At 64.5% G+C, this 13252-nt stretch carries 10 protein-coding genes and 1 pseudogene; 8 read left to right on the top strand and 3 right to left on the bottom strand.

The features are described 5' to 3' along the window. The first annotated feature begins 14 nt into the window (after positions 1 to 14). The 5 genes and pseudogenes from recQ (at position 15) to ACVWY5_RS41020 (ending at position 6048) form a co-directional block, all read left to right on the top strand. The gene (gene recQ, locus ACVWY5_RS41040) at positions 15 to 1883 is read left to right on the top strand and encodes a DNA helicase RecQ (protein ID WP_028335263.1); all 1869 of its coding nucleotides are present in this window, start codon (positions 15 to 17) and stop codon (positions 1881 to 1883) included. A 144-nt stretch (positions 1884 to 2027) separates the two neighbouring features. Further along, positions 2028 to 2726, top strand: coding sequence for an alpha/beta hydrolase (locus ACVWY5_RS41035; protein WP_028335262.1), 699 nt, complete (start codon positions 2028 to 2030; stop codon positions 2724 to 2726). A gap of 90 nt (positions 2727 to 2816) precedes the next feature. Continuing rightward, positions 2817 to 3111: pseudogene (locus ACVWY5_RS41030) on the top strand (MFS transporter); the annotation flags it as partial. A 161-nt stretch (positions 3112 to 3272) separates the two neighbouring features. Then, on the top strand, positions 3273 to 5021 hold the full coding sequence (locus tag ACVWY5_RS41025) for a flavin-containing monooxygenase (protein WP_028335260.1): 1749 nt from the start codon (positions 3273 to 3275) through the stop codon (positions 5019 to 5021). A gap of 82 nt (positions 5022 to 5103) precedes the next feature. Continuing rightward, a complete protein-coding gene (locus ACVWY5_RS41020; RefSeq protein WP_028335259.1) occupies positions 5104 to 6048 on the top strand; it encodes a metallophosphoesterase in 945 nt (314 codons plus the stop codon). A 309-nt stretch (positions 6049 to 6357) separates the two neighbouring features. On the opposite strand, the gene ACVWY5_RS41015 is transcribed toward ACVWY5_RS41020, so the two are convergent. Next, the gene (locus ACVWY5_RS41015; RefSeq protein ID WP_028335258.1) at positions 6358 to 7617 is read right to left on the bottom strand and encodes a S1C family serine protease; all 1260 of its coding nucleotides are present in this window, start codon (positions 7615 to 7617) and stop codon (positions 6358 to 6360) included. A gap of 475 nt (positions 7618 to 8092) precedes the next feature. On the opposite strand from ACVWY5_RS41015, the gene ACVWY5_RS41010 reads away from it, so the two are divergent. Further along, complete coding sequence (locus ACVWY5_RS41010) at positions 8093 to 8404, top strand: hypothetical protein (RefSeq protein ID WP_244481874.1); 312 nt, start codon at positions 8093 to 8095, stop codon at positions 8402 to 8404. A gap of 1216 nt (positions 8405 to 9620) precedes the next feature. Here the strand turns inward: ACVWY5_RS41010 and ACVWY5_RS41005 are convergent. Continuing rightward, positions 9621 to 9863, bottom strand: a complete 243-nt coding sequence (locus ACVWY5_RS41005) for a hypothetical protein (protein ID WP_028335256.1) — start codon at positions 9861 to 9863, stop codon at positions 9621 to 9623. A gap of 405 nt (positions 9864 to 10268) precedes the next feature. Then, entirely contained in the window at positions 10269 to 11282 is a 1014-nt protein-coding gene (locus ACVWY5_RS41000; protein ID WP_028335255.1) for a 1-aminocyclopropane-1-carboxylate deaminase, read from the bottom strand. A gap of 161 nt (positions 11283 to 11443) precedes the next feature. Between ACVWY5_RS41000 and ACVWY5_RS40995 the strand changes: the two genes are divergently transcribed. Together ACVWY5_RS40995 and ACVWY5_RS40990 are read left to right on the top strand one after the other, a co-directional pair. Beyond that, a complete protein-coding gene (locus tag ACVWY5_RS40995; protein WP_028335254.1) occupies positions 11444 to 11908 on the top strand; it encodes an Lrp/AsnC family transcriptional regulator in 465 nt (154 codons plus the stop codon). A gap of 185 nt (positions 11909 to 12093) precedes the next feature. After that, positions 12094 to 13251 (top strand): Ig-like domain-containing protein, encoded by a 1158-nt coding sequence (locus ACVWY5_RS40990; RefSeq protein ID WP_321176911.1) that lies wholly within the window; start codon positions 12094 to 12096, stop codon positions 13249 to 13251. Position 13252: the final 1 nt, after the last annotated feature.

Raw genomic sequence — 13252 nt, 5'->3', positions numbered from 1 at the left:
TCGCGCAAGGGATCATGACCGCCCAGCCCGCCCTCGATCGCGCATCCGGCCCGTCTCGCGATGCGCTGTCCGTGCTCAGTTCCGTGTTCGGCCTGTCGGGCTTCCGCGGCGCGCAGGAAAACATCATCCGCCACGTCACCGATGGCGGCAATTGCCTGGTGCTGATGCCGACGGGCGGCGGCAAGTCGCTGTGCTATCAGCTGCCGTCGCTGCTGCGCGACGGCTGCGGCATCGTGGTATCGCCTTTGATCGCGCTGATGCGCGACCAGGTCGCGGGCCTCACTGAAGCCGGCGTCAACGCCGTGGCGCTGAACTCGACGCTGTCCTATGAGGAAGCCTCCGAGGTCGAGCGACGGCTGCTCGCGGGCGATCTCGATCTGCTCTATGTGGCGCCGGAGCGGCTGCTGACGCCGCGCTGCCTCAATTTGCTTGGCCAGGCGCAGATCGCGCTGTTTGCGATCGACGAGGCGCATTGCGTCTCGCAATGGGGCCATGACTTCCGCCCGGAATATATCGGCCTGTCCGCACTCGCCGAGCGCTTCCCCAAGGTGCCGCGCATCGCGCTGACCGCGACCGCGGACGCGCTGACCCGAAGGGAGATCGCCGAGCGGCTGCAGCTTACCGGCGCACCGCAATTCGTCGCGAGCTTCGACCGGCCCAATATCCGCTACGAGATCGTCGACAAGCAGAATGCGACCACGCAGCTGAAGAACTTCATCAAGGAGCGGCATGCCGGCGACGCCGGCGTGGTCTATTGCCTGTCCCGCGCCAAGGTCGAGGATGTCGCGGCGGCGCTCAGCGAGGCCGGCATTCCGGCGCTGCCCTATCATGCCGGGCTTGATGCCGGCGTGCGCGCCCGGCATCAGGACCGCTTCCTCAACGAGGACGGCCTCGTGATCGTCGCCACGATCGCCTTCGGCATGGGCATCGACAAGCCCGATGTGCGCTTCGTCGCGCATCTCGATCTGCCGAAGAGCATCGAAGCCTACTACCAGGAGACCGGACGTGCCGGCCGCGACGGCAAGCCGTCGGCGGCATGGATGGCCTATGGCCTGTCCGACATCGTGCAACAGCGCCGCATGATCGATGAATCGACCGGCTCCGACGCCTTCAAGCGCGTCTCGGTCGGCAAGCTCGACGCGCTGGTTGCGCTAGCTGAAACGGTGCATTGCCGCCGGCAGCGCCTGCTCGGCTATTTCGGCGAGACCCGCGCGGAGGAAAGTTGCGGCAATTGCGACAACTGCCTGACGCCGCCGCGCGTCCGCGACGGCAAGGTGCTCGCACAAAAGCTACTGTCCTGCGTCTACCGCACCGGGCAACGTTTCGGCGCCATGCACCTGATCGACGTGCTGGTCGGGCGGCTCACCGAACGGGTCAAGCAGTTCAACCACGACCAGCTGTCGGTGTTCGGCATCGGCCGCGAGCTCAACGAGAAGCAATGGCGCGCGGTGCTGCGCCAGCTGGTGGCGATGGGCCATCTGCGCGCCGACAGCGACGCCTTCGGCGCGCTTGTTCTGACCGACAGCGCCCGCGGCGTGCTGAAGGGCGAGACCGCGGTGATGCTGCGCGAGCAGCCGGAAGGCGCGCGCAACCGCGCAGTCCGCGGCAAGTCGCGCCGCGGCGAGCTCGCGCCCGCGGCCGACAGTCCGGGTGGCGTCGCAAATCCCGCGTTGCATGCGGCGTTGCGCGCCTGGCGCTCGGACGTCGCGCGCCAGCGCGGCGTGCCGGCCTATGTGGTGCTGCACGATTCCACCATCGACGGCATCGCCGCGATGCGGCCGGACACGCTGGGCGAGCTGCGCAACATCGCAGGGATCGGCGACAAGAAGCTCGAGCATTACGGCGACGAGCTGATCCGCATTGTGAAATCCACCGACGGCTGAACAGCCCGTGTCGACGACTGCCGCCTGTTGGTGACGACATCGTGACACCGGCGCGACGCGGCCGTGCTTTGTCTCGTTGACGGCCGCTGGACGCCCACTCATGCTGACCACGTTTCCTTAACTCATTGACCAGAGGAGCCGAACATGAGCAGCAAGCCGACGATCGTTCTGGTTCACGGATTCTGGGGAGGCGCGGCGCACTGGAGCAAGGTGATCGTCGCACTCTCGCGCAAGGGGCACACCGGTCTGCAAGCGGTCGAGATGCCGCTGACCTCGCTCGCCGACGACGCCGAACGCCTGCGCAAGATGGTCAAGCAGCAGGCCGGCCCGACGCTGCTGGTCGGCCATTCCTATGGTGGCGCAGTCATCACCGAAGCCGGCGATCTGGCAAACGTGGTCGGCCTCGTTTACATCGCGGCCTTCGCGCCGGACGCCGGCGAGAGCCCCGGCGCCATCACCGCGGGCCTCCCGCCGGCGGCGATTGCCAATGTCGCACCGGATAGCGACGGCTATCTCTGGATCAAGCCTGACAAGTTTCACGAGAGCTTCTGCCAGGATCTGCCCGCCGATGAAGCGCTGGTGATGGCAGTCACGCAGAAGGCACCGCTCGCCAGCACGTTCGGAGACAACGTCACCGCGCCGGCCTGGAAAAAGAAGCCGGTCTGGTACCAGATTTCCAGCGAAGACCGGATGATCAACCCCGACAACCAGAAGCGGATGTCGGAACGGATGAAGCCCCGCAAGATCATCACGCTCGCCGCCGGCCACGCCTCGCTGGCCTCGAAGCCGGACGAGGTGACCGCCTTCATCGACGAGGCCGCAGCCAGTCTGGCAAATGCGTAAGCACGCGAGTTGTCCTGACATGGCCGGACGTGTTCCGGCCATGTCAGTTTGTGTCGCTGCGACGGGGAAGCCGATGGAGCCTCAAACACCTGGCTCTCGACGCTGGCACTCGCCGCGATGGGCGCGGCCGACACGATCAGCGTCGTGATCCGCGTCTCGCTGGTGCAGCTTGCGACGCCGGACGAGATGCGCGGCCGCGTCGGCGCGGTGAACTATCTGTTCGTCAACGCCTCCAACCAGCTCAGCGAGTTCGAGAGCGGCATCACCGCCGCCTTGTTCGGCACGGTGCCGGCTGCATTGATCGGCGGCAATCGGCACTGTTGCGGTGGCGCTGCTTTGGATGTGGTTGTTCCCGGCGCTGCGCAAGGTCCAGCGGCTGGAGTGAAGCGGCGCCCGGATACCGCAGCCCTTCGCCTCGCGGCATAGGAGCCATACCCGACGGGGCAACGCCTGCGCTTGCAGGCCGCGCCGCCCTGGCCCTAATCTTTGCCCACCGCGTCCAACGAGACACGGACAAGACACAACGATATAGGGAAGAGACGGCCCATGGCTCAGGAGAGCACCGCGCGCAAGGCTGCGCGCCCTGCCGAAAGTGGAACGTTCGATGCCGTGGTGATCGGCGCCGGGTTCGCCGGCATGTACATGCTGCATCGGCTGCGCGGACTCGGCTTCACCGCGCGGGTCTATGAAGCCGGCGGCGGCGTCGGCGGCACCTGGTACTGGAATCGCTATCCCGGCGCGCGTTGCGACGTCGAGAGCCTGCAATATTCCTTCTCGTTCTCCGAGGAACTCGATCAGGACTGGAGCTGGTCGGAGAAGTATTCTCCGCAGCCCGAAATTCTCGCCTACGCCAATCACGTCGCCGATCGCTTCGACCTGCGCAGCCAGATCGTGTTCGACACCCGCGTCACCGCGGCGACCTTCGACGAGCAGGCAGGCGCATGGCTGATCGAGACCGACCGCGGCGACAAGGTCACCGCAAAGTTCTGCATCATGGCGGTCGGCTGTCTGTCTGCGCCGAACCGGCCGGCTTTCCCGGGCATGGCGGATTTCCGCGGGCCGATCTATCACACCGGCGAATGGCCGCATGAGGGTGTCGACTTCACCGGCCTGCGCGTCGGTGTGATCGGAACCGGCTCGTCGGCGATCCAGTCGATCCCGATCATCGCGCAGCAGGCCTCCGAGCTCACCGTGTTTCAGCGCACCGCGACCTGGTCGGTGCCGGCGTGGAACGAGCGGCTGTCAGCGGAATATCTCAAGGAGGCCAAAGCGCATTATCCGGAGCTGCGCGCCAAGGCCCGCGCGCGCCCGACCGGCTTCTATTTCCAATTCAACGCCCAGCCCGCCTTGCAGGCGAGCGAACAGGAGCGCGAGCGGCTCTATGAGGAGGCCTGGCAGCGCGGCGGCCTGCCCTTCCTCGGCGCGTTCGGCGACCTCCTGTTCGAGAAGGCTGCCAACGACACCATCGCTGATTTCGCGCGCGAGAAGATCCGCGGCATCGTCAAGGATCCCGCCACCGCCGAGCTGCTGTGCCCGCGAAACGTGTTCGGCTGCAAGCGGCTCTGCGTCGACACCAATTATTTCGAGACCTACAATCTGCCGCATGTGAAGCTGGTCGACGTGTCGACGACGCCGATCGATCGCTTCACGACGGAAGGCATTATCGTCGACGGCGCCGAATACAAGTTCGATGCGATCGTCTCCGCCACCGGCTTTGCCGCCATGACCGGCTCGTTCGACAAGATCGCGATCACCGGCCGCGGCGGGCAGACGCTGGCCGAGAAATGGCGCGCAGGCCCGCGCGCCTATCTCGGCCTTGCCTCCGAGGGCTTTCCGAACCTGTTCATGATCACCGGGCCCGGCAGCCCCTCAGTACTCGCCAGCATGATCCAGGCGATCGAGCAGCATGTCGACTGGCTGGCGGATTGCATCAGTCATATGCGCGACATCGGCGCCGGCACGATCGAAGCGGTCCGCGACGACGAGGACGCCTGGGTCGCCCATGTCAACGACGTCTCCACGGTCTCGCTGCGCTCGACCTGCAGCTCGTGGTATGTCGGCGCCAACATCCCGGGCCGTCCCCGCGTGTTCATGCCCTATATCGGCGGCTTCCCGATCTATGTGCAGAAGTGCAATGAGGTGATGAACTCGGGTTACGACGGCTTCGTGCTGCAGGGCGGGCGCAACGGCAATGCACCGCCGCAGGTGCGTTTCACCGAGCGCTGGCAGGTGCCGCTCGACATCGAGGTGATCTCGCCGGCCGCGGTCGCCGCGAAGCGGGTTCCCGTGGTCTGAGGGCCGGCGGTATCCCCACCGGGATTGCGCATGATAGTGTCGCGCCGGTCCGCGCTTCGCATCGCGGACCGCACGGGGGACGATGGCCGACACCGCATTGCAGGGACTGGTCAAGCGGATCGGCGCGGATCACGTCGTGCGCCGGCTTGGGATCGAGGCCGCGCACGAAAAGCAGGTGTTCGGCCAGGGCACGCTGCTGTTCAATGTCGAGAACTGGAAGCTGGCGCCGCGGATCATCGAGACTGCGCTGAAAGTCGCCGGCCTCCATGGCCGCGCGCGGCGCAATGCCGACCAGGTTGAGGTGCGACGCAATCTGGTGACGTCGGCGCGCCTGCCGGCGGCCTTCGACGGCTTCACCATGCTTCAGCTCAGCGATCTCCACGCCGACATCAGCCAGGACGCGATGCGGCATCTGATGGACATCGTGAGCGACATCGCCTGCGATATCTGCGTTCTCACGGGCGACTACCGCGGCAAGACCTATGGTCCGTTTGAAACGAGCCTCACGTTGATGCGGGATCTGTGCGCGCGGATCAAGCTGCCGCTCTACGGCATCCTCGGCAATCATGACAGCATCCGCATGACGCCGGCGCTGGAGGCGATGGGCATCAGGATGCTGTTCAATGAGCAGGAGCCGATCACGCGCGATGGCGTGACGATCCACCTCGCCGGGATCGACGACGCGCACTTCTACCGCACCGACGACATTGCAAAGGCTGCCGCGGCGATCCCGCGCGATGCGTTCTCGATCCTGCTGGCGCATACGCCCGAATCCTACCGCGCGGCGGCGGCGGCTGGCTTCGACCTGATGCTGAGCGGCCATACCCATGGCGGCCAGCTCTGCCTGCCCGGCGGCATCGCGATCAAGCTGGAGGCGCGGCTGCCGCGCCGGATGGGCAGAGGCGCTTGGCGGTTCGGTGAACTTGCCGGCTACACATCGACCGGTGCCGGCACCAGCCTTGCGCCGGTGCGGCTGAACTGCCCGGCCGAGATCACGGTGCATACGCTGCGGCGGCTCGGCGACTGAGCTCTGATGCCCCGCCTGCACGTGGCAGGCATGGCAAGCGTAGGATGGTAGAGCCAACGGGTCCGCGCAACGCGCGGCCCGATGATAAACTCAGCGAAACCCATCGATCTCTCACCTGAACGATGATGGGTTTCGCTTCGCTCTACCCATCCTGCGAACCGTCGTCGCCGGCGCGCATTGCCAAAATATCGAAAACAACCCCATGCAAAGGAGCCGGCGGCTGCCCGGACTTCGCAGGGAAGGACGTGTGGCCGATAGCCCTATCCGGTCGCCCTGCCGCAAGGACGGGGAGAGGGAACAGCGGAGGCCTCAGTTCCCCCGCTTCGCGTTCGCGCTCTGCTCGTTCACTGTGCAGGTGATCAGCAGCGTGTAGCCGCGCGCATTCCTGGCAATCTCGGCGGTTTCCTTTTTCATCTCCTCGCGCCACTCGGCGGTCCGGTACGCCACCGCGCTGTTGTCGAGAAAGTCGCGCAGCGCGCCGGTCTTGATCGCGAAATTGATGTTCTCCGGGATGGTCCCCGTTGCCCGCGCCATCCTGACCGCGTCGAGCTTGGCGGCCACCACGCCGACCACCGCGCCGGTAAGGTCGAACAGCGGACCGCCGCTGTTGCCCGGCTGCACGGCGGCGCTGATCTGCAGATGACGCGTGTCGTTGAGGATGCCGCTCAGCGAAGAGACAATGCCCGTGGTGACCGTGAAATCCGATGTCAGCAATCCGTGATAGGGATAACCGATCGCCACTACGCCGTTGCCGACCAGGATGGGGTTTTGCCTGAGGCTGACGACATCCTTGAACGGGGTCGGCGCCTGCAGCAACGCGAGATCATTGGTCTCGTCGTCGGACACCAGGCGCAGCTTGACCGGCGCCTCGCCGCTCAGGTTGCCCGTGATCTCGCTGCAGCCGCCGACGACATGGTGATTGGTGACGACGTGGCCGCTGCTGCTGACCACAAAGCCGGTCCCCGTCCCCGATCTCGCCTGTTTCTGCGTCGGCCCCGGAGCAGCCTGCTGCGGCGGCGCAGCCGCAGGCTTTGCCGCGACCGCGAACTCGCCGGCATTGGAGACGCCGTTCTTCTTCACCGAGACGACGCAGTTGAGCAGTGCCGGCAGCAGCTGCGCGGTCTGGTTGAGGTTGAACTGAAACAATTGTCCCTGCGCGAAGGCCGTCATCTGGCGCGCCTTGCGGAACTGGTTGATCAGGCTGGAATTCACCGGCATCTCGACATTCACGAGCTGGGTGCCGAGCGGCATGCCGTAGACGTTGAACGCCGGCTGGCCGTCGAAGGTCAGCGCCAGCGGAAACGCTTCGCCCGGCGTCAGACGCCAGCTGTCATGGGCAAAGCCCAGCCGCCAGCTGCCATTCTCGGCGATCGACACCATGAAGAAGATGCCGCTTTGATACGTGGTGCCTGCCGAGCAATGGGTGAAGGCGCCATTCTTGTCGTTGGTGAAAGCACCGCCCTTCCAGTTGCCGACCGTGATCGAGCCGTAGGGACCGCGGGCGCTCGACGGAGTTGCAGACGCAAACAGCCACGCGGCCGCAACGGCCGCCCAGATCGCAACTCTCATGACGCGCATTCCCCCAGCCACAACCTATCATAGGGGGCGGCGAAATTCATCCGCAAGTGGTGCGCGGCTTGGTCCTTGGTCCTGCAGCCGCGCAATACCGCCGCAAATGAGGCGATCGCCACATCCTCAGGTTACAGAACCTATGTTCCTATTTTGTTCCTTTGTCAACCGAGATGCTGTCCGTATTCAAGCCCTGTGTCCCAAGTTGAATTCTGGGGTGTCCTGATTCCGATAAAGCTAACGAAAACCGTAGCTTGGCCGATGTTCTCAGTAAGAATACTGAGTCGCACGTCAGACGTTCTGGCTTTAGCAATCGTTATGGTCCGCCAAGTGCTCTCCCTCCACGGGGAAGAAGTATTACCGGGGTTCTCCGTGGGTGAACGGAGTTCCAGCCGCCGCTACCGTCCCCCTTAGCATTCCAATGGAATAAGCCCGCCCTCGCGGGGGTTGGAAGCTGAGGGAGGTCGAGCAAGCCATGGGAAGCGAAAGTGCGCCTTCAAGGCCGGCTGAAGCCGCGTGGGAAGCGTTGACATTCGATGAGCCCGTCATCGTCGCGCTAGCCATTTGGGCCGCGCTATTGGTGGCCCACGTCATCGCGGCGTCGGTGTATTATTGGCGGGAGCGGCGCAGCCCGGAATGGCTGGCCGTTCTTGCGATCTTGGCCTACTGGCCAATCCTGGTGTCGATCATAGGTCTCGGCCTTGCTCTAAAATATCTGATCCGACCGCTGATCGGACAAATAAGACTGTTCCGGCGAAGATCCGATATCAAAGGCGTCGTTGAGTAAGGCCGCCTCAGTTGGCGGCCTCTCCGTTTATGATCCCGATCCATCGGCGCAAGCTCAATTCAAATCGCTCGCGCACTTCTGCTTCCGAGTTTGCTGTCACGCCAAATGAGAGCGGCGCGTCCCTTCCTGTAGTTGCGATCCATCCTCTGCAAGCCCGCGGCTAAATCTCCGGCACAATCCCCAGCTTGGGGCTGAAACATAGGCAAATGCAGCCCCGGTTCGAAGCGCCCTCTAATACGACACCATGATGTCGGAAGAGATGCGAGCGATGGCAGCGCAGTGTGATGATGTGGCCTCGAAGCTACTCGCTCCCGAGCGCGCCATTGTCCGGAACGTCGCAGCCCAATCGCGTATGCTGGCGCACCAATCCGAGATGATACGTAAAGAGTGGCGATCAATCAGGCCTTCCAGCGAGACTGTTCCCCGTGACGCCCTCAAAGAAACGGCCCCAGCGCGTTGGAACGAACGCTGAGGCCGCCTTACCGCGCCGCTGAGAATAAAGCGGCCCCGGCACGCAGCTAGCGCCAGGGCCAGAGGGATTGTCATTCCATGAGAACTCGACCCTGCGTCCAATAGGTCTGCTCCCGCATTCACATGGGAAAGTCAGCATGCGTGTCATGGCAGATGCGATGCGGCACTCAAACAAACGGCCCCAGCACTCGGACAACGAGGCTGAGGCCGGGGAGCGCCCGTGGGGTAGGGAAAGATTATGGACACCCCCGCGTAAGCTAGAACCTCGATGGCACGGAAGGGCATTTGCATATGTGAATGAGTGTCCTGATTTCCCCAAGCGAGTGTCCTAACCAGGACAGCACCTCAACCGGGCTGCTGTCCGTATTGATGCCCCGTGTCCTAAGTTGATTTTGGAAGTGTCCTAATTAGAAAACGGCCCCAGCGCCGGGAGAGCGCTAAGGCCAAGTTGACGTCTCCAATGAGCTACGGCAGTTCAGCCGATCAGAAGCCAGCCTAAGCTGATGATGAACGCGACGAGCGATATCCCCGCCAAGCCTATGAGGCTGAACTCGACGCCATCTAAATCGGTCCTGAACATAATGTTCAAAGTATTACACGTCTGATCAGGCGGGCGCTTTAGCGTATGTCAGTCAGCGGCAGTGTCCCATTCCAGATCCACCGGGCATCAGCTGTCCTGATTCCCCTCTCCGAGTGTCCTAACCGGGACAGCACCTCAACCGGAGCATTGCCGCCAAGGCGGACGCTACTGCGGCTCCCCGACGGAGGAGCGCGCCGGCGGATTTGGATCGCTGAACCAGTACCAGGATGCGAGGGCATGGACGCCGACGCCGATCAGAAAGATGCCGGCGTAGAGCTCGACTGCGTGATTCATCGCCAGCAGGCTTGCGTGCGGCGCGGCACCCTGGCCTTGGTAGGTCCAGACCCAATGCCCCACGGCGACGATGCCAATGCCGAGCGCGGCGATGGCTCGGCCGAATGCATTCATCCTCACGCGATGGTCTCCCAACTCGCCCGGCCCAGTAAAGTTACCGGGCGAAGCTGACGCGGACCTGACATGGGACATGGAACGTAGCCGGGATGAAGCCACGAAATCAGAAGCCCGCCAGCTCCCTCCCCCTGAAAGGGGGAAGGTCGGGATGGGGGTCAGCCACAGGCGATGCTGCAAGCGGAGAGAGCACATCCCCACCCGCTTTGCTCTGCGAGCAAAGCGACCTCCCCTTTTCAAGGGGAGGTAGGAATGCGTAGCCCGGATTGAGCCAACGGATCGCGCGAAAGCGCGCCCGATGACAGGCTCCGCGAAATCCGGGGGATCGTGCCGCCGAGAGACCTACCCGGATTGCGCTTCGCTTCATCCGGGCTACGAAGCCACGAAATCAGAAGCCCGCTCGCCTCAGCCGTTCCTGAACGCGTAGGCGTAGCCGTTAAGCGCCGGTGCGCCGCCGAGATGCGCGTAGAGCACCTTCGATCCGGCCGGGAAGAAGCCCTTCTGGACCAGATCGATCATGCCCTGCATCGACTTGCCCTCATAGACGGGGTCGGTGATCATGCCCTCGAGCCGCGCGCTGAGGCGGATCGCCTCCTTCGTCTCCTCCGACGGCACGCCGTAGGCGGGATAGGCGTAGTCCTCGATCAGCACGACATCATCCTCGACAATGTCGCGGCCGAGTTCGACCAGCTTTGCGGTGTTCTGCGCGATCGACAGCACCTGCGCCTTGGTCTGCGCCGGCGTGAACGAACCGTCGATGCCGATCACGTTGCGCGCGCGCCCATCGGCGGCGAAGCCGACCAACATGCCGGCATGGGTCGAGCCGGTCACCGTGCAGACGATGATGTAGTCGAACTTGACGCCGAGCTGGCGTTCCTGCGCGCGCACCTCTTCGGCGAACCCGACATAGCCGAGCCCGCCATATTTGTGCACGGACGCGCCGGCCGGAATCGCATAGGGCTTGCCGCCCGCCGCCTTGACCTCCTCGATCGCCTGCTCCCAGCTCTTGCGGATGCCGATGTCAAAGCCTTCGTCGACCAGCCGCACATCGGCGCCCATCACCCGCGAGAGCAGGATGTTGCCGACGCGATCATAGACCGCGTCCTCATGCGGCACCCAGCTTTCCTGCACCAGCCGGCACTTCATGCCGATCTTGGCCGCGACGGCCGCGACCATGCGGGTGTGGTTCGACTGCACGCCGCCGATCGAGACCAGCGTGTCGGCGTTGGAGGCGATCGCATCGGGGATGATGTATTCGAGCTTGCGCAGCTTGTTGCCGCCATAGGCGAGCCCGGAATTGCAATCCTCGCGCTTGGCATAGAGCTCGACCTTGCCGCCGAGATGCTTTGACAGCCGATCGAGCTTCTCGATGGCGGTCGGCCCGAATGTGAGCGGATAGCGCGCGAACTTCTCCAGCATGCTGGCATCCTCTTTGGTGGTCTGGAACGCCGGCCACAGCTATCACCCCTGGCGCGAAAGGTGCTCTCTAACTCGGCTCGCGTAGCTCCTGAAAATTGCTAGATCTGGCCCAGATGATATGTTTTCTCTCACAAAATTCGCCAATGGTGAGAGATTCTTCCATGCCCGCGCGTCTCGATCGCATCGACCTCAAGATGTTGAGATTGCTGCAAAAGAACGGCCGGCTCAGCAATGCCGAGCTGGCCGATCAGGTCGGCGTCAGCCCCGCCACCTGCCATCGCCGGACGCAAGCGCTGTTCGACGAGGGGTATCTCAGCGGCGTCCGTGCCATGGTGGCGCCGCGCAAGCTCGGCAAGGGCACGCTGGTCATGGTCGGCGTCGTGCTCGACCGCTCGACGCCGGAGAGCTTTGCGAGCTTCGAGCAGGCGGTGGCGAAGCTCAAATGCGTGCTCGACTGCCACCTCGTCGCCGGCGATTTCGACTACTTCCTCAAGATCCGCGCCGGCGACGTCGACGACTTCAAGCGCATCCATGGCGATCAGCTGATCGCGCTGCCCGGCGTGCGACAGACCCGCACCTTCTTCGTCATGAAGGAGGTAGTGGACAATGCGGCGCTGGAGTTCTGAACCTGACGTGATCCCGGCACGGGCCGGGCGCCGTGAGCCGGCAGATCGGCCGGCCTGCCCGAGAGAAGTAATCCCTACATCCGACTTGATGGCCGGCGCAAACCGGCGCAGTCTCTCACTAAATCCCCGCGGGGGGCGGGGGTCGCGCGCGGATGCGCGGGGGACATCATCCGCGGATGACAATCATGAATGCCACGGCGATCCGACTGGTCATTCCGTTGCTGGCACTTGCCGCCGGCGGCACGGCGGCGCTCGTCTTCGGCATCCGCCAAACCCAGCAAATCCTGGGCGGGAGCACGCCTTCGACGGCGACGGCACCATCCGCGCCGGCGGCTCCGACGCGAGACCAAAACAAGACCGCGCTGGCAAAGGCACAAACCGAGACCGCGGCACTGGCCGACGTGCTGGCGGGACCGGCGCCGGCACCGGGCGGCGATGCGGTGCCGGAGTTCGACGTCGTCAGCATCGAACCGACCGGCGAGACCGTTGTCGCCGGCCGGGCGCCACCGGGCACGACGGTGGAACTGCTGCGCAATGGCGAGGTGCACGATCGCGCCGTGGCAGACAAGTCCGGCCAGTTCGTCATGGTCCCGCGCCCGCTTCCGCCGGGAAACTATGACCTCACCCTGCGCATCACGCGCGACGGCAAGCAGGTGACCTCCAAACAAAGCGTGGCGGTGGCGCTCGAGGCTGCGACGAGGGAGCGGCCGATGGTGGCGCTGATGGCGCCGGACAAACCGGTCCGCGTGCTGTCGCAACCTGCGGCCACGGCGCCGGCGGCTGGGAAAGTGGCGATCGAGGCCGTCGAGACTGAACCGGACGGCAAGCTCCATGTGAGCGGTCAGGCAGCTCCCGGCGCGACCGTCAGGCTCTATCTCAACGGCAGCTTGATCACGTCCGCGACAGCCGACGAGGCGGGACACCTCTCGGTCACGATCAACAAGGGCGTGACCGCCGGCAACTATCAGGTGCGGCTCGACGACGTCGACCCCACCTCCGGCAAGGTCCGCGCGCGGGCGGAGGTGCCGTTCAACGTTCCGGACACGATGACGACCGCATCGATCCCGGCATCGCCAACCTCGCCCGGCCGTGCGGATATCGCCAAACCACAGCTCGCCGCCGCGGCAACCACCACCGCATCTGATGTGAAGTCCCCCTCCGCCGTGATCGTGCCGAAGATCACGACGACCACCGTCGCCCGCGGCGACAGCCTGTGGCGGATCAGCCAGCGCGCATTCGGCGCCGGACAGCGCTACGCCGTGATCTATCGGGCCAACTCGCAGCAGATCCGCAATCCCAATTTGATCTATCCCGGCCAGGTCTTCGTCGTGCCGGCAAAGTGAG

It is taken from the genome of Bradyrhizobium sp. USDA 3256 (assembly GCF_054058275.1).
The sequence above is the reverse complement of the archived record's forward strand: the minus strand, read 5'-3'. Positions and strand labels throughout refer to the sequence as shown.